19 protein-coding genes and 1 pseudogene are annotated in these 21443 nt (G+C 73.6%); 12 read left to right on the forward strand and 8 right to left on the reverse strand.

Annotation, left to right across the window (positions count from 1 at the left end):
- Nucleotides 1-16: 16 nt before the first annotated feature.
- Nucleotides 17-637 (forward strand): annotated as a pseudogene (locus tag ACWEPX_RS11430) (maleylpyruvate isomerase N-terminal domain-containing protein); the annotation flags it as partial.
- Here the strand turns inward: ACWEPX_RS11430 and ACWEPX_RS11435 are convergent.
- The gene (locus ACWEPX_RS11435; RefSeq protein ID WP_451897022.1) at nt 613-1794 is read right to left on the reverse strand and encodes an acyltransferase family protein; all 1182 of its coding nucleotides are present in this window, start codon (nt 1792-1794) and stop codon (nt 613-615) included. The pseudogene ACWEPX_RS11430 and the gene ACWEPX_RS11435 overlap by 25 nt on opposite strands.
- Nucleotides 1795-1881: 87 nt before the next feature.
- Here ACWEPX_RS11435 and ACWEPX_RS11440 point away from each other — a divergent pair, with 87 nt between their 5' ends.
- The 3 genes from ACWEPX_RS11440 to rnhA all read left to right on the forward strand — a co-directional run bounded on the left by ACWEPX_RS11440 (nt 1882) and on the right by rnhA (nt 4089).
- On the forward strand, nt 1882-2559 hold the full coding sequence (locus ACWEPX_RS11440) for an MBL fold metallo-hydrolase (RefSeq protein WP_451897023.1): 678 nt from the start codon (nt 1882-1884) through the stop codon (nt 2557-2559).
- 361 nt (nt 2560-2920) lie between these two features.
- Nucleotides 2921-3454, forward strand: coding sequence for a hypothetical protein (locus tag ACWEPX_RS11445; RefSeq protein ID WP_451897024.1), 534 nt, complete (start codon nt 2921-2923; stop codon nt 3452-3454).
- Between the two features lie 140 nt (nt 3455-3594).
- Nucleotides 3595-4089 carry a ribonuclease HI gene (gene rnhA / locus ACWEPX_RS11450; RefSeq protein WP_451897025.1) on the forward strand — a complete coding sequence of 165 codons (495 nt, stop codon included), beginning with the start codon at nt 3595-3597 and terminating at the stop codon, nt 4087-4089.
- Here the strand turns inward: rnhA and ACWEPX_RS11455 are convergent.
- Complete coding sequence (locus ACWEPX_RS11455) at nt 4041-4619, reverse strand: DUF7711 family protein (RefSeq protein ID WP_451897026.1); 579 nt, start codon at nt 4617-4619, stop codon at nt 4041-4043. The two genes, rnhA and ACWEPX_RS11455, sit on opposite strands and share 49 nt — an antisense overlap.
- A 14-nt stretch (nt 4620-4633) precedes the next feature.
- Nucleotides 4634-5605, reverse strand: a complete 972-nt coding sequence (locus ACWEPX_RS11460; protein ID WP_451897027.1) for an HIRAN domain-containing protein — start codon at nt 5603-5605, stop codon at nt 4634-4636.
- A gap of 211 nt (nt 5606-5816) precedes the next feature.
- On the opposite strand from ACWEPX_RS11460, the gene ACWEPX_RS11465 reads away from it, so the two are divergent.
- Nucleotides 5817-6191, forward strand: a complete 375-nt coding sequence (locus ACWEPX_RS11465; RefSeq protein ID WP_451897028.1) for an FKBP-type peptidyl-prolyl cis-trans isomerase — start codon at nt 5817-5819, stop codon at nt 6189-6191.
- A gap of 36 nt (nt 6192-6227) precedes the next feature.
- Here ACWEPX_RS11465 and ACWEPX_RS11470 read toward each other — a convergent pair whose 3' ends face one another.
- Nucleotides 6228-6941, reverse strand: a complete 714-nt coding sequence (locus tag ACWEPX_RS11470; protein ID WP_451897029.1) for an alpha/beta fold hydrolase — start codon at nt 6939-6941, stop codon at nt 6228-6230.
- A gap of 11 nt (nt 6942-6952) precedes the next feature.
- Here ACWEPX_RS11470 and ACWEPX_RS11475 point away from each other — a divergent pair, with 11 nt between their 5' ends.
- Both ACWEPX_RS11475 and ACWEPX_RS11480 read left to right on the forward strand, forming a co-directional pair.
- Nucleotides 6953-8212 carry a cytochrome P450 gene (locus tag ACWEPX_RS11475; protein WP_451897030.1) on the forward strand — a complete coding sequence of 420 codons (1260 nt, stop codon included), beginning with the start codon at nt 6953-6955 and terminating at the stop codon, nt 8210-8212.
- 36 nt (nt 8213-8248) lie between these two features.
- Nucleotides 8249-9304, forward strand: a complete 1056-nt coding sequence (locus ACWEPX_RS11480) for a hypothetical protein (protein ID WP_451897031.1) — start codon at nt 8249-8251, stop codon at nt 9302-9304.
- On the opposite strand, the gene ACWEPX_RS11485 is transcribed toward ACWEPX_RS11480, so the two are convergent.
- On the reverse strand, nt 9297-10280 hold the full coding sequence (locus tag ACWEPX_RS11485) for a Gfo/Idh/MocA family protein (protein WP_451897032.1): 984 nt from the start codon (nt 10278-10280) through the stop codon (nt 9297-9299). The genes ACWEPX_RS11480 and ACWEPX_RS11485 overlap by 8 nt on opposite strands.
- 168 nt (nt 10281-10448) lie before the next feature.
- Here ACWEPX_RS11485 and ACWEPX_RS11490 point away from each other — a divergent pair, with 168 nt between their 5' ends.
- The gene (locus tag ACWEPX_RS11490; protein ID WP_451897033.1) at nt 10449-10847 is read left to right on the forward strand and encodes an SSI family serine proteinase inhibitor; all 399 of its coding nucleotides are present in this window, start codon (nt 10449-10451) and stop codon (nt 10845-10847) included.
- Nucleotides 10848-11016: 169 nt separating this feature from the next.
- On the opposite strand, the gene ACWEPX_RS11495 is transcribed toward ACWEPX_RS11490, so the two are convergent.
- Complete coding sequence (locus ACWEPX_RS11495; RefSeq protein ID WP_451897034.1) at nt 11017-12876, reverse strand: beta-propeller domain-containing protein; 1860 nt, start codon at nt 12874-12876, stop codon at nt 11017-11019.
- 154 nt (nt 12877-13030) lie between these two features.
- Between ACWEPX_RS11495 and ACWEPX_RS11500 the strand changes: the two genes are divergently transcribed.
- Together ACWEPX_RS11500 and ACWEPX_RS11505 are read left to right on the forward strand one after the other, a co-directional pair.
- A complete protein-coding gene (locus ACWEPX_RS11500) occupies nt 13031-13615 on the forward strand; it encodes a DNA-binding protein (protein WP_451897035.1) in 585 nt (194 codons plus the stop codon).
- 25 nt (nt 13616-13640) lie between these two features.
- The gene (locus ACWEPX_RS11505) at nt 13641-14294 is read left to right on the forward strand and encodes an RES family NAD+ phosphorylase (protein WP_451897036.1); all 654 of its coding nucleotides are present in this window, start codon (nt 13641-13643) and stop codon (nt 14292-14294) included.
- Here ACWEPX_RS11505 and ACWEPX_RS11510 read toward each other — a convergent pair.
- Complete coding sequence (locus ACWEPX_RS11510) at nt 14291-16216, reverse strand: S9 family peptidase (RefSeq protein ID WP_451897037.1); 1926 nt, start codon at nt 16214-16216, stop codon at nt 14291-14293. The two genes, ACWEPX_RS11505 and ACWEPX_RS11510, sit on opposite strands and share 4 nt — an antisense overlap.
- 67 nt (nt 16217-16283) lie before the next feature.
- Nucleotides 16284-17285, reverse strand: coding sequence for a TerC family protein (locus tag ACWEPX_RS11515; protein ID WP_451897038.1), 1002 nt, complete (start codon nt 17283-17285; stop codon nt 16284-16286).
- A 315-nt stretch (nt 17286-17600) separates the two neighbouring features.
- Between ACWEPX_RS11515 and ACWEPX_RS11520 the strand changes: the two genes are divergently transcribed.
- On the forward strand, nt 17601-20441 hold the full coding sequence (locus tag ACWEPX_RS11520) for an alpha/beta fold hydrolase (RefSeq protein WP_451897039.1): 2841 nt from the start codon (nt 17601-17603) through the stop codon (nt 20439-20441).
- A 119-nt stretch (nt 20442-20560) separates the two neighbouring features.
- Nucleotides 20561-21442 (forward strand): ABC transporter permease, encoded by an 882-nt coding sequence (locus ACWEPX_RS11525; protein ID WP_451897208.1) that lies wholly within the window; start codon nt 20561-20563, stop codon nt 21440-21442.
- Nucleotide 21443 lies beyond the last annotated feature (1 nt).

Below are 21443 nucleotides of genomic sequence, written 5' to 3' on the forward strand. Positions count from 1 at the left end.
GCACGAGGGACATTCCATGACGGGATCGACGGCCACGACCGTTCACGCCGACCGCGCCGCGGCCGCACTGCGGGCCGTGCGCGCGGCCACCGGTCCGCTGGTGGCCGCGGTGTCCGGCCTGGACCAGCGCGCGCTGGCCGGGCCGAGCCTGCTGCCCGGCTGGACCCGCGGCCACGTGGTGACCCACCTGGCCCGCAACGCCGACGCGCTGGTGAACCTGCTCACGTGGGCCCGCACGGGCATCGAGCACCCGGCCTACCCCAGCCGCGCCGACCGCGACGCCGACATCGCCGACGGGGCCGACCGGATGGCGAGGGTGCAGCGCGAGGACCTCATCGCCGCGGGCGACCGCTTCCTGCACGAGGCGGGCAGGCTGGCCGTGGAGGACTGGTCGACGGCGCTGACCCACCCGTCCGGCCGGTCGATGGCCGCCGCCGAGATCCCCGAGCTGCGGCTGTTCGAGATCTGGGTGCACCTGGTCGACCTGGACGCGGGCCTGGACTTCACCGACGTGGACCCGGCGCACCTGGACCTGCTGCTCGACGTCGCCGTGCGCGGCCGCCGCGCCGAGGACGGGCCGGTCCAGCTGACGGTGGACCTGCCCGACGGGCGTCAGCTGTCGGTGCCGCTGGCAGGCGACGAGCCCCGGGCCGTCGCGGGCCCGGCCGCGGCGGTCCTGGGCTGGCTGACCGGCCGCGGCTCCGCCGACGGGCTGACCGGCGAGCCGCCGGAGCTGGGCCCCTGGGGCTGAGCCTGCTCGTCCCGGCTGCCCGCCCGGTCGATGGCCCCGGTGAGCCAGGCGTGCGCGGGCCGCTCGACGGCGCGGGTGAGCGCCCAGCCCAGCAGCACGGCGACCGCGAGGCAGGTGAGGAACCGCCCGGTCGGGCCGACGCCGATGTCGACGAGCGCGCGGGCGATGACGTAGCCGAGCTCCTGGTGGACCAGGTAGACGCCGAAGGAGATGCCGCCGAGCCAGGCGACCGGCCGGGCCAGCGGCCCGATGTTCCAGTCCGGCCCGCCCGCCGCGGCGGCGAGCACGAGCAGGGCGACGCCGAAGGCGATGGTGGAGGCGGAGTCCTCCGAGCGGGTGTGCAGCTCCATCCCGAGGAGCATGGCAACGGTGTAGCCGACGAGGTGGGCGCCGGACATCCGGTCGCGCGTCCACAGCCACACCGCCACCCCGACGCCGAACACGGCGGCGCGGTGCAGGGTCAGCCCGTCGTAGAAGAGGCGGAGCACCTCGTCGTCGTAGCGGCGCAGGAGCAGCTGGATGACGGCGGGGACGATGATGAGCGCCCACAGCAGCCCGAGCAGCACCGGGCCGCGCAGCCACCGGCGCGGGGCGAAGATCGCGGCGAAGGCGAAGGCGGTGACCTGGGCGGGCAGCGTCCAGTAGGAGCCGTCGATGAAGTCGAACTCCTTCGACCAGGTCTGGATGAGCAGCAGGTTGGCGACCAGGTCGGTGCTGTCGGGGGTGAACCAGCCGAAGCCGGGGGCGACCAGCCGCAGCACGAGGTAGGTGACGACGACGGCGACGAAGTAGGACGGCAGGAGCCGGGCGAGCTTGTGCCCGAACCAGCGGAGCGTGCGCCCGCGGCGGACGGTCACGCAGACGAAGAACGCGGAGATGGCCAGGAGGGTGTTCGCACCGAAGAGCACCGGCAGGTAGACGGCGAAGGGACCTAACTCCGGGTGGTCTTCAGGCCCCTGCCGGGTGATGTGCCCGACGACCACGCCCAGCACGGCGACGACGCGGACGACGTCCCAGCTGACCTTGCGCTTCGTCTTCGCCACAGGCCACACCACCGATGATCAGGTTACGTGCGGGTAACACCATAGACCGTACGGAGCAGCGTGATCGCGGCGGGTACCGTCACCGCCGTGGAGCTTGTCGACACCTACACCGGCCACGTCGCCCCCGACGGTCCTGCCACCCGCCGCACGCTGCGCGACCTGACGATCACCAAGGTCTCGGTCGGCCCGATGGACAACAACGCCTACCTGCTGACCTGCCGGGCCACCCGGCAGAGCCTGCTGGTCGACGCCGCCAACGACCCGACCCGCCTGTCCGACCTCATCGGCCACGGCCCCGACCGCCCGACCCTGCGCACCATCGTCACCACCCACCAGCACGGTGACCACTGGCAGGCCCTGGGCGCGATCGCGGGCGCGTTCGGCGCGGAAACGGTCGCCCACCCCTTGGACGCGGACCCGCTCCCCGTCCCCCCGGACCACCTGGTCGAGCACGGCGCGCGGATCCCGGTGGGCCAGTGCGAGCTGGAGGTCATCCACCTGCGCGGCCACACCCCCGGCTCCATCGCCCTCCTCTACCGCGACCCCGAAGGCCACCCCCACCTCTTCACCGGCGACTCCCTCTTCCCCGGCGGCCCAGGCCGGACCAACACCCCCGAAGACTTCACCAGCCTCATGGACGACCTGGAAGCCAGGGTGTTCGGCGAGCTCCCGGACGAGACCTGGTTCTACCCCGGCCACGGCGACGACTCCACCCTCGGCACCGAACGCCCCAAGCTCGACGAGTGGCGGGCCCGCGGCTGGTGACACGAACGGCGCTCGGGTAGGGCGCCCGCATACGGAGTGCCTGTGAACACCAACCCGTCGCCGGACATCCAGGTCAGGTTCGAGGCCGAAGCCTTCCCGCCCGGCGCGGTTCCCAGGTGGGGTGATCTGACGTTCACCTCCGATGACCTAGCCCATGCGCTATTCATCACTGGCCGGGCGCCTGCGCACAGGGGTAGGCGCGGTATGGCGTCAGCGTACGAGTGGCTCCACCGCGTATCGGTCGTGCCTGCATACTTGAGACGCACCCTCCGAGAATCCCGACTGGTCCGCTCCCAGCTGGCGCTGGAATTGGACATCCGAGAAGACAGGGCTGCTCTTCGGTCCCACGACCAAGGGGTGGGTGGTCGCGGAAGCGAAGGGGAGATCTAGCGGAGTCGAGTCCACCCTGCGCAGCAAGATAGTCGCGCAGAAGCGCTCGGTCAGCAGCATCAACGGATCGCCGCCCTGGATCGCTTTCGCTTGCGTGGCCCACTTCCCCCGGCCAGCGGGGCACATGCGGTTGAGCGCGTTCGACCCCGAGGAGGACGACATCGAGACGGTCGCCCTCGAAATATCGATGGATCGTTTCATGCTCGCCTACTACACACCCTTTGTGCGGGTCATCGAGTTGGGCGACGCCGAGGAGGACTCGTCCGCGGACATGGCTTCGTTCGGCCCCCTCGGCCCTCGGGCCGGCCTCCCCCATCGCCTCAGGCAGCGGATCAACAGCGCTGAACGCGGCGAGCTGGACGGCCTCTACGAGGATGTGCAGCAGATCCTCGAGCGGGCGCGTGAACGCTTTCAAAGACCAGACGGCACGATAATCGCGACCAACTGGGATGAGGCGATGCGCATCGAAGGCCAGGAGTGGTTCTCCGACACGGACTTCGAGTAGCGCGCATCCCTAGCTCAACCGATGAATGACCTGGAGGCCCTATGTCCTCGGACAACCCACCGGCGAGGCGTGCTCCTGCGTCGGCACCCTCGCCATCGCCGGGTGAGCCGGTGTTGCCGTCGGACGGGCGTGGGGACGGGGTGCAGGGCGAGACGGTTGTTGAGATCTTCACGGATGGGGCGTGCAGTGGGAATCCTGGGCCGGGAGGCTGGGGGGCGGTGCTGCGGTATGGGCGGTATGAGCGGGAGTTGTACGGCGGGGAGCCGGAGACGACGACCAACAATCGGATGGAGTTGATGGCTCCTATCCGGGCCCTAGAGGCGTTGACGCGGCCGTCGGTCGTGGACGTCTACACCGACAGCACCTACGTCCGCAACGGTGTCACCTCGTGGATGCGGAAGTGGAAGACCAACGGGTGGCAGACCAGCGCCAAGAAACCGGTGCTGAACGCCGATCTGTGGCGCAGGTTGGATGAGGCCGCGGCGAGGCATGAGGTGCGGTGGCACTGGGTGAAGGGGCATGCGGGGCATCCCGAGAACGAGCGGGCTGACCAGCTCGCGGTGCGGGGTGTCCGGGAGGCGACCGGTCAGACGGACAAGCCGAGGTCCTCGGCTGCGGCGCGCAGGTCGAGGTAGCCCGCGCCTGCTTCCCACAGGGCGTCGGCGCGGGGTTCGAGCTTGCCGGGGCGCCAGCGGGACTCCGCGTAGGACGCTGACGCCTCGCGCAGGGCCGCGAGGCTGGTCGCGGCCTCCGCGGCCACGCGGGCGGCCAGGTCGTCGGGGGCGGGGAGGCGGATGTCCTCGCCGCGGCCTTCGGCGATGGCGGTGAGGGCGTCGGTGCGGGTTTCGCCGTCCCAGATCAGGGCGGGGCGGTGGATGCGGTGGTTCCACACCGGGGTCGTGCGCCAGTAGGCGGTGAACGGGCCGCGGGCCATGCGGGAGGCGGCGGCCCAGTGCTGGGCGCCGGGCGGGGTGGTCAGCCACGGGACCGACGGCAGGTCGACGACCAGCGCGACGGTCACGGTGTCGACGTCGGCCACCGGGCCGAGCAGGTCGCCTGCCACCCACAGCTCGGTCACCCGCAGCGCCACCACGGGCGAGTCGGCGAGCCGGGCGCAGGACTCGGCGAGGTCGGTCAGATGGTGTACGGCCCGGCTCCACTTCACGGGCCAATCCTGCCTCAGGGGATCAGGTCGGCTGGCAGGTCCTCCGGCGCGGCGGCGCGCAGGCGGGCCTGCACCGCATGCGCCCCGCCGCTGAGGGCCACGTCGGCGTAGCAGGTCAGGCCCGCGGCGGCGAAGCGGCGCAGCAGCGGGGCGAAGGCCGCCGACGGCCCGGTGGCCAGCTCGCCCACCCGCCGCCCGTCCACCCGGACCGCGACGGCGGCGCCCTCGGCGTGCAGGCTGCCGTAGACCAGCCCGCGGCCGGGGCAGTACGCCTTGGCCAGGCACTCGGCCAGCGCCTCCAGGTACTGGGCGCGCACCGGGTAGGTCCGCCCCGGCGGCAGCTCCACGCGCGGGCCGGGCTCGGGCTCGTTCAGCGGCAGCACCTCGGCCGGGTCGGCCAGGTCCAGCGACACGCTGGCGATGAAGTCCAGCTCGCGGTGCTCGTAGGACCACCACAGCCGCGCCCGGCACAGCGCGACCGCCACCTGCCGCAGCGCGGGCTGGTAGGCCGCGGCGGCGGCGCGCGGCAGGTAGCCGACCACGCGGCCGTCGATGAGCACCTGGACCGCGTTGGCGTCGTAGGGGTTGTCGGGCTCGCGGCGCAGCTCGGCGACGGTGACGCGCTCGCTGGTCCCGCTGCCGGTCAGCGCCCGCAGCGTGTCGAAGTAGTGCGACTCCCCCGCCACCGCCTGCTCGAACGCGCCGCGCCCGTGCAGCACCACCGCGCCGGGGCGCAGGCGGGCGGCCAGGTCGGCGAAGGCGGGCTGCTGGGCCTGGGAGAAGCGCAGGCGGTGCCGGGCGCCGTCGCGCAGCACCAGCTCCAGCGCGCCCGAGCGCAGCGGCTGCGCGTCGGTGACCGCCACCTCGGCGATGTCGGCGCGCTGGATCACCGTCCGCTCGCCGAACAGCGCCTCGGCGACCGCGTTGGTCGCCGTGACCACCAGCGCCGCCCCGTCGAACTCGACCCGGACCCCGTTGCCGTCCAACCCGCCTCCCCGGCCCTTGGATGGAGGGTATGTCTGACGGCGCGACCGCGGCGTTACATGAAGGGGCGGCCCTGCCGTCGGGGGGTGACAGGGCCGCTGTCGGCAGTGTCGTCGCAGCCGCGCCGGGCGTTACCGGCGGGTCGTCCAGCAGGCCGGGCCGGTACCGGAGAGGATGGCGGGCGCAACCGCAGTCGAGGGAAGAGGTAGGGGTATGGCCGCGCAGAAGCCCGAGGTCGAGCCGATCGAGGGCCAGCCGCCCGCGGACCTGGAGCACCGGGACCTGAAGGTCGGCGACGGGCCGGAGGCCACGGCCGGGCGGACGGTCAGCGTGCACTACGTGGGGGTCGCGCACTCCACCGGCGAGGAGTTCGACTCCTCGTGGGGCCGGGGCGAGACGTTCGACTTCCAGCTCGGGGAAGGCCGGGTCATCGAGGGCTGGGACCGCGGCGTGGCGGGCATGCGGGTCGGCGGCAGGCGGCGGCTGGTCATCCCGCCGCACCTGGGCTACGGCGACCGCGGCGCGGGCGGGGTGATCAAGCCCGGCGAGACGCTGATCTTCGTCGTGGACCTGCTGGCCGTGAGCTGAGGCGGCGGCCCGCCCCCGGGCCGGGGGCGGGCCTGCTCAGCGCAGCCGGTCGAGCAGCGGGTCCAGCGCCGCCGGGTCCTCGACGTGCGCGCTGTGGCCCAGCCCCGGCAGCAGCACCGGCTCGGCCACCAGCGCCGCCAGGTGGGCGGCCGGGCTCATCGGGTCCTCGGCGCCGGCGGCCAGCGTGACCGGGCAGCGGGCCGCGGCCAGCAGCCCCGGCAGGTCCGGCCTGCCGACGGCGAACGCGGCCGGGTCCAGCGCCAGCCGCCAGCCCCCGTCGACCGCGGTCACCAGCCGGTCGGCTGGCGCGCCCGCGGGCAGCCCGGCGACCTTCCTGGCGCGGTCGAGCGCCTCCTCCTCGGTCGGGAAGACCCGCGCGGGCCGCTGCGCCAGCTCGGCCGCCTTCGCCAGGTCGGCAGGCGACCAGCTGACCTTCACCCCGAGCGCGCACACCGCGGTCACCGGGACGCCGAACCACCCGCTGGCCAGGGCGAGGCCGACCACGCCGCCGAGCGAGTGCCCCAGCACCGCGACCGGCCCGTCCACGACGCGCGCCACGGCGGCGGCCAGCGCGCCGAAGGAGTAGCGGGGCAACGGGACCGAGCCGCCGTGCCCGGGCAGGTCGGGCGCGATCCACGAGCCCGGCCAGCGGTCGATGACGCCCGCCCAGGCCGCGGCCGAGCCGCCGAGGCCGTGCAGGAGCAGCAGGGCGGGGCCGTCGCCGCCGCGGTCGACCTGGAGTTCATCCACGGGTCGAGATCATGCCGTACGAGAATGCGGTCATGGAGACCGCCGCGCTGCTCGACCCCGACACCTACGTCCGCGGTGTCCCGTACGACCTGCTCGCCGACCTGCGCGAACGCGCCGCGGTGCACCGGGTCGGGGACTTCTGGGCGGTGCTGCGCCACGCCGAGGTGCGCCACGTCCTGCGCACGCCGCGGGTCTTCTCCTCCCACCTCGGCGGCACCCAGATCAAGGACCCGGCCACGCCCGAGGCCCTGCGGTACGTGCGGCGGATGATGCTCAACCAGGACCCGCCCGAGCACACCCGGCTGCGCGGCCTGCTCACCAAGGCGTTCACCCCGCGCGCCGTCGCCCGGCTCACCGACCGCATCGCGGGCTGGGCCGAGGAGATCATCGGCCGGGCCGCGCGCCGGGGCGCGTTCGACTTCGCCAAGGAGGTCGCCGACCTGCCGCTGCTCACCCTGTCGGAGGTCTTCGGCGTGCCCGCCGAGGACCGGATGCTCATGTTCGACTGGAGCAACCGCGTCATCGGCTACCAGGACGCCGAGTACGCCGTCAGCGCCGCGGCCAGCGGCGGCACCGAGCTGGCGCGGATGGCCCGCGCGCTGCGGCCCGCGCCCGGCCCGAACGGCGAGATGCCCGACCCGCGCACCCGCGAGGGCATGCCCGACCTCTACGCCTACGCCCACGGCCTGGCCGAGCTCAAGCGGCGGGAGCCGGGCGAGGACATCATGAGCACGCTGATGTCGGCCGCGGACACCGTCTCGACCGAGGAGTTCGAGAACCTGTTCTGGCTGTTCTCCGTCGCGGGCAACGAGACGCTGCGCAACGGCATCCCCGGTGGGATGATCGCCCTGCTGTCCAACCCGGACCTGCCGGTCGACGACATCCCCACCGCGGTGGAGGAGATGCTGCGCTGGTGGACGCCGGTGATGAACTTCCGCCGGACCGCGGCCGAGGACACCGAGCTGGCCGGGGTGCCCATCCGCCGCGGCGAGAAGGTCGTGGTCTGGTTCTCCGCGGCCAACCGCGACCCGCGCGTGTTCGCCGACCCGGACGCCTTCGACCCGACCCGCGCGCCCAACGACCACCTGACCTTCGGGCACGGCCCGCACTTCTGCCTGGGCGCGCAGCTGGCCCGGGCCCAGATGCGCGCGGTGTTCGCGGCGGTGCAAGCGCTCCCAGGCAGGCTCGTGCCCGCCGGTGCGCCCGTCCGGCTCCGGTCGACCTTCCAGAACGGGGTGAAGAGCCTGCCGGTCCGCCTCGTTCCCCGGTAGCGTCCGACGGGGAAACCACGACCTGGGGGACCACCGATGAGGGACATGCTGCTGCTGGCCGACGAACCCGCCGAGTCGGCCGCCGCGTTCGGCACGCTCGGCCTGGCCGTCGGCTGGGTCCGCCACCGGGTGGGCGGCGCGCCCGCCGCCGAGTTCGTCCTCGACGACCCCAGCGGCACGCTGGAACCGCTGGCCCGGCTGCGGGCGCTGTGCGCGGAGCGCGGGCTGCGCCCGGTCTACGCCGCCGGCACCACCGACGCCGCCGTCGTCTACGCGACCCTGTGGGCCGAGGCGCTCAAGGTCCGCTGCGCCTGCCCCAGCGAGTGCGTCGACTTCTTCTACGACCGGCTGGTGCAGCGCCGCGAGCTGGGCGAGCACCCGTGGAACCTGCCCGCGGTGGCGGGCGACGAGCTGGACAACCTGCCCGGGGACGGCCCGTGGGCGGTCAAGGCGCGCGGCGGCCCCGGCCGCACCCGCCGCTGCGAGACCCCGGCCGAGGTGGCCGCCGCGGTGGGCGACGCGGGCGCCGACCACCTGGTCGAGCCGTGGCTGCCGGGCATCGACTTCGCCATCGACGCCTTCTACGTGCACGGGGCGATCCGGCTGACCGCGCTGGGCGAGTCGACTGTGGACGGCGAGGTCACCGCGTGGCTGGCCGGGCCGGTGCTGCCCGAGGAGCTGGTGGCCGACATGCTGGCCGACCTGTCGGACCTGCTCACCGCGCGCGGGTTCGAGGAGGGGCCGGTGCACGCGCGCTTCCGCCTGCGCGGCAGCAGGCCGACGCTGGTGTCGCTGCGCCCGCGCCCGGGCGGCGACGGCCTGCCCGCCCTCGGCGCCGCGACCGGCGCGGCCGGCCTGATGGACTGCTACCGCCGCATGCTGCACGGCGACGACCTGCCCGCCTACGCCTTCCCCACCAGCTGGGCCTACCAGCTGCACGCCCCCGCGGGCACCGCGTCCACCGCCGCGCGCACCGCCGTCCCCGACGCCGAGTTCACCGACCACGGCGAGCACGGCTGGTCGCTGCGGCTGCGCACCCCGGACGAGACCATCGCCAGGGCGGCGAAGGAGAGCATCGAAGCCCTCACCTGAGCACCGGCTCCCCCCGCTCGACCGAGAGCAGGGCGGCGTCGATGGTCTCGGCCAGGGCGATGGCGTCGGCGGCGGGCACCGGGGCCGGTGCTTCACCGCGCAACCACGCCGCGACGGCGTGGTAGTAGGCCAGGTAGTCGCCGGGTTGGATGGGCAACGGCTCCACCGTTTCGGCCACCAGCTCGGCGGGGCCCGGGTAGGCGCCGAAGCCCGGGCTGGTGGGCAGCACGCCCGAGCGGGCCGCGGACTCCTGCGGGTCCAGGCCCCAGGTGCGCACGCCCGCCCGTGTGCCGGTGACGACGAACCGCGGCGCCACGGCGGGCGTGGAGTCGCTCATCCGCAGCAGGGAGCGGACGCCGCCTGCGTGGGTGAGCAGGATGGTGGCGTCGCGGGGGCCGCGGGACTCGGCGAAGACGGTGGTGGGCGGGCCGAAGAGGACCTGAGCCTGGTCGACGAGGTGGGTGCCCAGGTCGTAGATGATGTCGGTGAGGTCGGCGGGGTCGGTGCTGGCCTTCCACGCCGTGCGGCTGGAGCGGGCGGCGCGCTCGAAGCGGGACTCGAAGCGGGTGACCTCGCCGAGGCGGCCCGCCTCGACCAGCGCGCGGACGGTGCGGAAGTCGCCGTCCCAGCGCCGGTTCTGGAAGACGGTCAGCCGCTCCCCCGCGATCGAGCGCACCTCGTCGGCCGTCCCGGCCGCGGGCTTGTCCACGACCACGGCCCGGCCCGCCGCCAGCGCCGCGCCCGCGTGGTCGACGTGGTACCGGTTGGGTGAGGCCACCACCACCAGGTCCACGTCCCTGGCCAGCAGCTCCTCCACTGTGGACACCACCGCCACGTCCGGGTGGCGCTGGCCGACCTCGGCGGCGTGCCCGCTGGTGACCACGGCGTCCACCCGCAGGTCGGGCACGGCTTCGATGTAGGGCGCGTGGAAGGCGCTGCCGGACAGGCCGTAGCCGATCAATCCCACCGCGAACACGTGTCGTCCTCCTTGTCGACCCACCCGGGGTAGCGGAGCGCGGCCGCGGGCCACCCGATCGGTTGCAATGGGCCCGCACCTCCTGGAATCGCCCGGCGGCCGGGCATATCGTCGGGTCTCGCCCGGCCGACCGCCGGGCAATTCTCCCAATCGGCAACTTGGAGTGCCATGCCCATCAGCAGAAAGACCATCGCCGGTGTCGCCGCGCTCGGCGCCGCGCTCGTCGCGGGCCCGGTGGCGATCGCCGCGCAGCCCCCGACCCAGGAGCACGCCAAGCTCGCGCTCACGGTCGTCGGGCGCAGCGGGGAGCTCAAGGCCAGCACCCTGCGCTGCGGCCCCGACGGCGGGTCCCACCCGTCGGCCAGCACGGCCTGCTCGCAGCTGGCCCAGGTCAGCGGCGACATCAGCAGGCTCAACGCCGATCCGGCGATGATCTGCACCCTGGAGTACGACCCGGTCACCGCCACCGCGCGCGGCACCTGGGACGGCCGCCCGGTCGACTACCGCGAGGTCTTCCCGAACCAGTGCGCGATGTGGTCCTACACCGGTTCGGTGTTCAACTTCTGACGGTGCGGAAACGGGCCCGGGAACGGGCCCGTTCGCAACCACCTATTCGAGCGACAGGAATTCGTGACGGTACGCCGCCGCCTTCCTCCCATCGAGTGGAATTCACCACCCGCTCGATGAATTCCGCGTCCGCGACGCCCCTCCCGCGCCTGTGTCCACAGGGGACCGGTCAGGCGAACGGGAGCCACGACAGGTGCGCGAGGGTGGCGAGGTCGGTCGCCTGGACGCCGCCGTACCCGAACGTCCACAGCACCCCGCCCGCGATCGCGGTGCGGACCACCTCCTGGTACTCGCCGGGGTTCGTCACGCGCCCGCGTTCGGCGATGCCGTCGCGGCTGATCGTCAGCAGGACGGCCGAGCCCCTGCCGGTCCCGTCGGCGACGGGCAGGACCACCAGGTCGCCGTAGGCCAGGAAGGCGTGCGGGTCGTGCTCGACCGGGGAGTAGGAGCCGGGCTGGTGGTATTGGGCGACCCGGGTCGGCGCAGGGCCGGTGATGTCGAACAGCGAGACCTGCGTCCCGGTCGCCTGCCCCTCCGCCGTCGCCTCCTGTCCCACGCCCAGCAGCCTGCCGTCGCCGACGGGGTGCAGGTAGGCCGAGAAGCCGGTGATCTTCAGCTCGCCGGTCACCCGGGGCGCGGTCGGGTCCAACAGGTCCACCGCGTACAGCGGGTCGGTGCGGCGGAAGGTCACCACGTACGCCATGTCCCCCAAGTAGCGCACGGAGTGGATCTGCTCGTTCTTGCCCAACCCGCCGACCCGGCCGACCTGGGCCAGCGCCCGGTCCCGGCGCTCCAGCACGGTCACCGCGCTCTCGCTGGGCGGCGTCTTCGCCTGGGCGGGCAGCCAGCCCGCCGACTGGCCGGTCGTCGTGGCGATGCGCAGCCTGCCCTCGTGCTCGGACAGCGAGTACTGGTTGAGCAGCCAGCCGTCGACGGTCCCGGACGCCAGGTACACCGGCTTGCCGGGCGCGGCCACGTCGAACTGGTGCACCTCGGTCTTGGCGGGCCCTGGCGGCGGCAGCGGCAGGGCGACGTCCGAGGCCCACATGACGCTGCGCGGGGTGCGGTCGTCGGCGACGTACAGCGTTGTGCCCGTGCCGTACACCGTGTCGCCGTCGGCGGCGATGGCGATGGTGTCGCGCACCGACAGGTCCGCGCGCAGGTCCAGGCTCAGCACGCTCAGCAGCGACGTGCCGACGTACGCCGCGGGCCTGCTGAGCGCGGCGCAGTCCACGAGCGGGCCGGAGCCGCCGGACGAGAGCGTGTACCGGGGCAGCCAGTCGTCGATGGTCGAGCGCTCGATGACCCCGCGGTTGCGGGCGCGGGCCTTCTCCTCGCTGCCGCCGCCGGGGTGGCTGAACTCCAGCCGCGGCGCCGACCGCAGGACGACCCGGGCGACCGACCCGACCATCCGCGCGTCCAGGTACGCCCCGTCGACGGTCAGCGCCTGCACGACCCGCCCCGCCGCCAGGTCGACCAGGGCCAGCCCGCTGCTCTCGGCCTCGGCGCGGTCCGGCGTGAACATCACCAGGGCGCGGTCGCCGTGGAGCAGCACCGACGAGGCGTGGCCGGGCAGCGGCACGACAGCGGCGGTCGAGCGGCGCTCGACGTCGATGACGCGCACCTTGCCGTCGACCACGCTGACGATGCGGTCGCCGTCGGTCTTGACCAGGTCCGGCTCGTCCGCGGCGGACTCGTGCACGTTCGTGGTGGAGAACCCCTTCTCCGCCCCGGGGGCGCCTGCCGCGCTGCTGTCCTCCACGGCCATGCCCCGGCCTGCGTAGCCGACGACCGGGTCCAGGCCCCACGGGCCGACCTTGGCCAGCCCGGCCCGCTTGAGGTCGGCGAGGGCGGCGGCGCAGGAGTCGAAGGCGACCAGGCGGATCCCGCCGAGGTCGGCAGGCGCGGGCGGCGGCGGGCCGTCGGTCGCGCCGACGTGCCACGCGGCGCCGATCACCGCCGCCCCCAGCAGCGCGATCGCGGCGGTGGCTGTCCCGATCGATGGCCAGCGGCGGGCGTCGGTGCTCATGCCGCACAGACGGATTGCCGGTTCGGTGGGGTTGCATCCGGGTAGTCGGCTACCATAGAGACTGTGCGTGTTCGAATATGTGCGATGAGTATTGTTTCGGGTGAGTTCTCCCACAAAGGCGCACGAACCCGCACATGCGCGATACCCTAGGCGCATGACCCTGGCGCTGGAGACCGTGCTCGCCAAAGCCGGCCTGCGGATCGACCCCGACGAGTTCCTCGGACTGGTCGAGGACGCCGCGCGCAGGCTCTCGCCCGCAGCGGCCGACCCGGCCGACTACTTCACCCCGGAGCAGCGCGACACCCTCGCCGACGTCGGGTTGGACTTAGCCCCCCGCAGGCCTGCCGAGGTCGACTCGCGCGCCCGCGCGGTGGCCGCCGAGGCCGTGCTGCGCGACTCCGCGCTGACCGTGTCCGCCGCGGCCGACGTCGTGGGTGTGGACACCAGCCGCATCCGCCACCGCCTGGCCGCGGGCAGGCTGGCGGGCTGGAAGGACCGCGGCGGCTGGCGGCTGCCCGCCTGGCAGTTCGTCCCCGGCGGCGTGCTGCCGGGGCTGGAGGCCGTGCTCGCCGCCGTCCCGGAGGACCAGCCGCCGCTGGTCGTGGCCGCGTTCATGACCACCCCCCAGCCGGACCTGCGGATCGAGGAGCACCCCGCCACGCCGCGCGACTGGCTGCTGGCGGGCGGGTCCCCCGGCCGGGTCGCCACGCTGGCCGCCACCCTGGGCATCCCGGCCTAAGACCCACGAGGAACCCCGTACCCCGATGTCCCGGCTCCCTCAGCCGCCGACCCCTGCCGACCTGAAGACCCTGCTGCGCATCGACGAGGACGTAGTCGCCGTGCACAGCGGGACGCACCTGGTGCGCGTCTTCGCCGCGGCGGGCGCGCACCGGCAGCGCTGGAACTCCTTCCGCTTCACCGGCCCCCTCCCGCACGCCCGGTTCGACCCGCACCCGCTGGGCCCCGACGCCGGTCCGGCCCACGACCCCAACCACGGGGTGCTGTACTTCGGGCTGACCGTGCGCACCAGCGTCGCCGAGGTCTACCAGCAGACGTCCGTGGTCGACCGCAAGACCCGGCGGCCGCACCTGGTGATCATCCGCCCGCGGCGCACCCTGCGCCTGCTCGACCTCGCCGGGCTCTGGCCGACCAGGGTCGGCGCGTCGCAGGAGATCAGCAGCGGCAACAAGGCGATCACGCAGGCGTGGGCGCGGGCCATCCGGCAGGCCCACCCCGACCTCGACGGCGTCTGGTACCGCTCGTCGATGGACAGCGGCGAGCCCGCCGTGTGCCTCTGGGACCCGCCTGCGGGCGGCGCGATGCCCGCCGCCCCCGACCTGCTGCTGCCGCTGGACTACCCGGGCCTGGACCTGCCCCTGGCCCGGATCTGCGACGAGCTGAACTACACGCTCCTCTAGGGCTTGACCGGCAGGTGCCGGTGCCACCAGTCCAGCACGGCGTCGAAGCGCTGCTTGCGGTGGTTCGGCTTGCCCGAGCGGGTCAGCTCGTGGCCCTCGCCGGGGAACAGCAGCAGCTCGGTCTCCACGCCGTTGCGCTTGAGCGCGGTGTACATCCGCTGCGCCTGCTCCACCGGGCACCGCCAGTCGTGCTCGGAATGCACCACGGCGAACGGGATGTCGATCTTGTGGGCGTGGGTGAGCGGGCTCTTGTCCAGCAGCGCCTGCGGGTCGCTCCCGCAGTAGGCCTCGGCGAACCACCAGCCGATGTCGGAGGTGCCCACGAACGAGTCCCAGGCGTTGACCGCGCGCTCGCTCCACGCCGCGGTGAAGCGGTGGCCGTGGTGGGCGGCCAGCCAGCCGGTCATCCAGCCGCCATAGGAGCCGCCCATCACCCCGACGCGGGTCGCGTCGAGGTCGGGGCGCTCCAGCGCGGCGTCGAGCACGGCGAGGACGTCGTCGGCGTCGACGGTGCCCATCGCCTCGACGATGGCCCGCCCGTGCGCCTCGCCGTAGCCCGCCGAGCCGCGCGGGTTGGGCAGCACGACGGCGTAGCCGGCGGCGGCGTAGACCTGGGCCTCGTCGAACAGGCCCCAGCCGTAGTACATGAACGGGCCGCCGTGCACCGACAGCAGCACCGGGTGCGGGCCGTCGCCCTCGGGCAGCACGAGCCAGCCGTGGGTGGCGTAGCCGTCCGGGGCCGAGCCCTTGATCTCGATCGGCTGCCGCAGGCCCGCGGCCCGCAGCGGCGCGGAGTAGTCGGTCAGCCGGGCGGTCTCGTCGCCGCGCACCAGCACGACCTCGCCCGCGGAGTCCCAGGTGGACACCGTGCAGACGACCCGATCGCCGTCGACGGCGAAGCCCTTGACCTGGCCCTGCTCGCCCTCGACGAGCGCCAGCTCCGACAGCTCGGCCCGGTCGGCGTCCAGGGGGACCCGGCGCAGCTCGACCGCGCCGCGGTGGCGCACGCCGACCAGCACCCCGTCCGCGGTGACGACCGGCGCACCGGACGAGCGCTCGCAGTCGACGGTCTCGACGTCGGTGAGCCTGCGCGGCTCGCCCTGGCCGTCGAGGCCGAACGGGACCGCCCAGACACCACCGTTGCACGCCACCGACTGGGTGCCGGTGAACTCCTCGCCCAGGTAGACGACGACGTTGTCGGCGCTGACGACCGGCAGCTCCGCCGAGCCCGCCGAGCGGACGACCAGCACCGGCGCGCCGCCGTCGGCGGGGACGGCGTAGAGGTCGGTGTTGAGGGTGTCGGCGACGCCCCAGTCCCGCTTGGCCGTGACGACCAGGTGGGCGCCGTCGGGGGTCCACGCCGGGTCGGACGGCTCGGCCGCCCCGGTGGTCAGCGCCCGCGGCTCGGCGCCGCCCGCCACGTCGACGACGAAGAGCTGGGCCGGGCGGTCGACGAAGAAGCCGAGGTCGTCGACCCGGAAGTCCAGGGTGGTGATCCGCCGCGGGGCCTCGGCGTCCGGCCCGCCGTCGGCGCCGTAGCGGCCCGGCTCGGGGACGCGCGCGGTGAAGGCGATCCGGGTGGAGTCCGGCGACCAGACCGGCGCGCCCGCGCCGAGCGGCAGGTCGGTGAGCTGGCGGGCCTCGCCGCCCGTCGCGGGGATCACCCAGAGCTGGGGGGCGCTCCCCTTCTCGGCGATCCGCAGGAACGCCACCGTCGTCCCGTCGGGGGAGATGGCCGGGGCCAGGTCGCGGAACCCGCGGGTGAACTCCGCGACGGGCCCGCCGTCGAGCCGGACCCGGTGCAGCCCGCCGCGGTAGGCGTCGACCTCCAGGTCGGGGGTGGAGACCCCCACCAGGAGCAGGTCACCCCGCAGGGCGGGCGCACCGGGCGCCGTCAGCAGTTGAATGTCCTCTGGGCGCACGCGACGACGGTACCCGACAGTTAGCAAACCTCACGACTTCGGGTTATTCCCAGTCGTCACCTGTGAACTACCGCGCGGCCTCGGTCTCCAGCTCCGCCTTCTCGTCCCGCTTGGTCTTGATCAGGCTCGCCACCGTGGTGATGGCCAGGACGCCGACGATGACCGACAGGGACACCGCGATGTTCGGCGTCCACACCGACAGCGGCTCACCGCCGTTGATGAACGGCAGGGAGTTGGTGTGCAGCGCCTCCAGCACCAGCTTGACGCCGATGAAGCCGAGGATCACCGCGAGGCCGGTGGACAGGTAGACCAGCTTGGTGAGCAGCCCGCCGAGCAGGAAGTACAGCTGGCGCAGGCCCATCAGCGCGAAGGCGTTGGCGGCGAAGACCAGGAAGGGCTCCTTGGTCAGGCCGAAGATCGCCGGGATCGAGTCGACCGCGAACAGCAGGTCGGCGGTGCCGATGGCGATCATCACGATGAACATCGGCGTGACGTAGCGCTTGCCGTCGATCTTCACGAACGACTTCTCGGCGTGGTAGCTGTTGGTCACCGGCAGGATGCGCCTGGCCATCCTGGTCAGGGCGTTCTCCTGGTACTCCTCCTCGTCGTGGGACATGCCCTGGCGCGACAGGCTCCACGCCGTGTAGATGAGGAACGCCCCGAAGAGGTAGAACACCCAGCTGAACCGGGCGATGGCGACCGCGCCGACGGCGATGAACATGCCGCGCATGATCAGCGCGAGCAGGATGCCGATGAGCAGCACCTTGTGCTGGTGGATCTTCGGCACCTTGAACGCCGACATGATGATCAGGAAGACGAAGAGGTTGTCGACCGACAGCGAGTACTCGGTGATGTAGCCGGCGAAGTACTCACCGGCGTAGACGCCGCCGGAGAAGACCCAGATGGCGATGCCGAACGCGATGGCGCAGGCGACGTAGAACGCGACCCACCGACCCGCCTCGCCCACGGTGACCTCGTGCGGCTTGCGGTCGACGATGAACAGATCGATCGCCAGCAGCAGGAGCAGGCCGCCAATCGTGGCGATCCACGCCCAGGCAGGGACGAGCATCAGGGTTACCTCCGGCGTTCGGGCACACGCGAACAACCGGAGGTCTCTTCCGCCGGGTGCGCTGCACCCGACCGCCGGCCCCGGAGCCCGACTTGCGGCCCGTGTTGACGAGATCGGCGCGAAGGAATACTCCCCTCCGACAGCCCCGGGCACGGGGCCAGGTTGATTCTTGCTTGTCCGCAGGCAACGCACCAGTCGGGGGTGCGCGTTCCCGGATTGGCATAGGTCACACCACCCGGTCCGGTGTCAGCCCAGCGTGAGCGGGCTGACACCCGCTGGGAGGACTCTCAGCGAACTTCGCATAACGTCGTTCCCGTGCCCTCATTCCCACGTCCACGAGCCCGCCAGGTGGTGGCAGGCGCGCTGGCCGCCGCCATCGCGGTGGCAGGCGTCGTCTGGCTGAACACCGGCGACGACCCGCCGCCGGTGGCGACCACCGACCAGGTGGTCGAGGTCCCCGGCGGGCCCGGCGAGCCCGCGCCGGTGCGCCTCGACACCCGGCTCTACCTGCCCGAGACCACCCCCGCCCCGGCCGTGCTGGTCGCGCACGGCTTCGGCGGCAGCAAGGAGAGCGTCGACGCCGACGCCCTGGAGCTGGCCCGGCGCGGGTTCACCGTGCTGACCTGGTCGGCCCGCGGGTTCGGCGCGAGCACCGGCCGCATCGGGCTCAACTCCCCCGACCACGAGGTCGCCGACGCGCGCGCCCTGGTCGACTGGCTGGCCCAGCGGCCCGAGGTGGTCACCGACGGACCCGGCGACCCCCGGGTCGGGGTGACCGGCGGCTCCTACGGCGGCGCGCTGTCGCTGCTGCTGGCGGGCACCGACCGGCGGGTGGACACGCTCGTCCCGCTGATCACCTACAACGACCTCGGCCAGGCCCTGGCGCCGAACTCGGCCGCGGGCGGGCCGGTGGACGCGGGCACCCCCGCGGTCAACGCCTTCGCCGAGGACGGGGTGTTCAAGCGGTCGTGGGCGGGCATCTTCTTCGCGGCCGGGATGGGCGGCGCGGGGCTGGCCGACCCGGCAGGCGACGCCGTCGAGGAGGGCACCGAGGACGACAACGCGGCCGAGGCCGCCGCGGCGCAGGCGGTCAACGGGGCGGGCATGCCCCGCGGCGGCCCGCCCGGGCCGACCGACCCGTGCGGCCGGTTCACCCCCGCGGTGTGCGCCGCGTACGCCCAGATCGCCCAGACCGGGCAGGCCGACGAGTCGACGATGGCGCTGCTGCGCTCGGTCTCGCCCGCGACGGTCACCGGCCGGATCACCCAGCCGGTGATGCTGGTGCAGGGCGAGCAGGACACCCTCTTCGGCCTCGACCAGGCCGACGCGACCGCCCGGCAGCTCGCCGGGCCGGTGAAGGTCGTCTGGTACACCGGCGGCCACGACGGCGGCAGGCCGGGGCCGGAGCTGCGCGCGGAGATCGGCGAGTGGTTCGACTTCCACCTGCGCGGGCTGGGCGCGGACCCGGGAACGGGCTTCGAGTACGCCGTGCAGGGCGCGATGCGCGCGCAGGGCGCGCCGTCGGTGCGCACGGTGACCGCGCCCGCGTACCCCGGGGTGGGCGGGGCGGCCCCGGTGGAGCGGCGCCCGGTGCCGCTGGCCGGGCCCGAGCAGGTCGTGGTCAACCCGCCGGGTGGCAACCCGGCGTCGATCAGCAGCATGCCCGGCCTCGGCTCGGTGATCGGCAGCTCGCCGCGGCTGGCCGGGCGGCTGGCGGTGGACCTGCCGGGGCAGTCGGCGCGCTTCCGCAGCGAAGCGGTGACCCAGCAGCTGCTCATCGCGGGCTCGTCGACCGTGCGGCTGCGGATCTCGGCCGTGCCGGGCACTCCGCCGCCGCCCGGGGGCGCGGTGCTGTTCGCCAAGGTCTACGACGTCGACGCCAACGGGGTGCGGACGCTGCCGGGCTCGGCGGTCTCGCCGTTCCGGGTGCCGCAGCTGCCCGCCGACGGCACGCCGGTCGAGGTGACGGTGACGCTGCCGGGGATCGTGCGGCCGGTGGAGACCGACCACAGCGTCGAGCTGGTGGTGACCTCGACGGACCAGGCGTACCAGATGCCCGCCGAGCTCGCGGCCTACCGCGTGGCGCTGGCCTCGGCCGACCTGGCCGTGCCGGTGGTGGCGGGGGTCGGGTCGAGCACGGCCCCGCCCGCCGGTCCGCTCATCGGCATCGCCGTGGTCGTGGGGCTGGTCGTGGTGATCGCGGTGGTCGCGTACGTGCGGCGGCGCCGGGCCGACCGGTTCGAGCCGGAGCTGGCCGAGGTGCCGCTGGTGATCGAGAACCTGTCCAAGGAGTACCCGGGCGGGCTGAAGGCGGTCAGCGACCTGTCGTTCCGGGTGGAGAGCGGCCAGGTGCTCGGCCTGCTCGGGCCCAACGGCGCGGGCAAGACGACCACGCTGCGGATGCTGATGGGCCTCATCCAGCCGACCGCGGGCACGATCCGGGTGTTCGGGCACGGGGTGCGCCCCGGTGCGCCGGTGCTCAGCCGCATCGGCTCGTTCGTCGAGGGCGCTGGCTTCCTGCCGCACCTGACCGGGCGGCAGAACATGGAGCTGTACTGGGCGGCGACCGGGCGGCCGGTCGAGGAGGCGCACTTCGCCGAGGCGCTGGAGATCGCCGGGCTCGGCGGCGCGGTCGACCGGCGGGTGCGCACCTACAGCCAGGGCATGCGCCAGCGGCTGGCCATCGCCCAGGCGATGCTGGGCTTCCCGGACCTGATGGTGCTCGACGAGCCGACCAACGGGCTCGACCCGCCGCAGATCCACCAGATGCGCGACGTGCTGCGCCGCTACGCCTCGACCGGGCGCACGGTGCTGGTGTCGTCGCACCTGCTGGCCGAGGTCGAGCAGACCTGCGACCACGTCGTGGTGATGCACCGCGGCAAGCTGGTCGCGGCGGGCACGGTGGAGGACATCGTGGCGGGCGGCGGCGAGGCCACCTTCCGGGTGGACGACCCGCAGGCCGCGGCGGCGGCGCTGCGCGGGGTCGCCGAGGTCACCGTCGAGGGCGACCTGGTGCACGCCGACCTCAACGGCACGCCGCGCTCGCACGCGCTCAAGGTCCTGGTGGAGGCGGGGGTCGCGGTCGAGCAGGCCGGGCCGCGCCGCCGCCTGGAGGACGCCTTCCTGCAGCTCGTCGGAGAGGAGCCCCAGCGATGAGCGGGACCAACGGCCGCGCCCCGGACTGGGGCGTGCCCAAGGCCGCGGCCACCGCGGGCCAGCGGTCGGGCCGGGAGACCCTGACCACCGTGCACACCGACCCGGTGGCCATCGACGACATGGTGGCCTCGGCCTCGCGCGAGCACATCGGGCACGGCAGCGACGGCTCGGTCGACGGGTTCACCCCCGGCCGCACGCTGCCGCTGCGGGTGGAGCTGCTGCGGCAGCTCCGCAGGCGGCGCACGCAAGGTCTGCTGGGCTTCCTGGTGCTGCTGCCGTTCGTGCTGTGGGCGGCCTTCGAGTTCGGCTCGGACAGCTCCAACCGGCGCTCCGGCGGGTTCGTCGACCTGGCCACCGCCAGCGCGCCGAACTTCGTGGTGTTCGTGCTGTTCGCCGCGGGCAGCTTCCTGCTGCCGATGATCGTGGCGCTGTTCTTCGGCGACACGGTGGCGTCGGAGTCGTCGTGGTCGTCGCTGAAGTACCTGCTGTCCATGCCGATCCCGCGGATGCGGCTGCTGCGGCAGAAGGCGATCGCCTCGGGGATCCTGTCGCTGCTGGCGCTGGTGCTGCTGCCCGCGGTGGCGCTGGTGGTCGGCATCGTGTTCTACGGGGCAGGCGAGGCGGTCAGCCCGACCGGGGACGCGGTGCCCTTCGGCGATTCGCTGCTGGCGATGCTGTTCGCCGTGCTGTACCTGGCGATCCACCTGATGTGGGTGGCCGGGGTGGCGATGTTCCTGTCGGTGAGCACGGACGCGCCGCTGGGCGCGGTCGGCGGTGCGGTGCTGGTGGCGATCCTGTCGCAGATCCTCGACCAGATCACCGCGCTGGGCGACCTGCGGGACGTCCTGCCCACGCACTACGCCTTCGCGTGGTCGGACCTGATCTCCACCGACATCGACTGGACGGCGATGACCGAGGGCGCGTTCTCGGCGGTGTGCTACGCGGCGGTCTTCGGCCTGCTCACCGCGCGCCGCTTCGCCCGCAAGGATGTGACCTCCTGAC

This window comes from Actinokineospora sp. NPDC004072, assembly GCF_053604195.1.

Excerpts from the sequence above, each read along its gene's own strand:
- ACWEPX_RS11480 (WP_451897031.1), top strand. The coding sequence starts at position 8,249 with ATGAGGGACATGCTGCTGCTGGCCGACGAACCCGCCGAGTCGGCCGCC.
- ACWEPX_RS11495 (WP_451897034.1), bottom strand. The coding sequence starts at position 12,876 with ATGAGCACCGACGCCCGCCGCTGGCCATCGATCGGGACAGCCACCGCC.
- ACWEPX_RS11525 (WP_451897208.1), top strand. The coding sequence starts at position 20,561 with ATGGTGGCCTCGGCCTCGCGCGAGCACATCGGGCACGGCAGCGACGGC.
- ACWEPX_RS11515 (WP_451897038.1), bottom strand. The coding sequence starts at position 17,285 with ATGCTCGTCCCTGCCTGGGCGTGGATCGCCACGATTGGCGGCCTGCTC.
- ACWEPX_RS11465 (WP_451897028.1), top strand. The coding sequence starts at position 5,817 with ATGGCCGCGCAGAAGCCCGAGGTCGAGCCGATCGAGGGCCAGCCGCCC.
- ACWEPX_RS11500 (WP_451897035.1), top strand. The coding sequence starts at position 13,031 with ATGACCCTGGCGCTGGAGACCGTGCTCGCCAAAGCCGGCCTGCGGATC.
- ACWEPX_RS11505 (WP_451897036.1), top strand. The coding sequence starts at position 13,641 with ATGTCCCGGCTCCCTCAGCCGCCGACCCCTGCCGACCTGAAGACCCTG.
- ACWEPX_RS11490 (WP_451897033.1), top strand. The coding sequence starts at position 10,449 with ATGCCCATCAGCAGAAAGACCATCGCCGGTGTCGCCGCGCTCGGCGCC.
- ACWEPX_RS11475 (WP_451897030.1), top strand. The coding sequence starts at position 6,953 with ATGCCGTACGAGAATGCGGTCATGGAGACCGCCGCGCTGCTCGACCCC.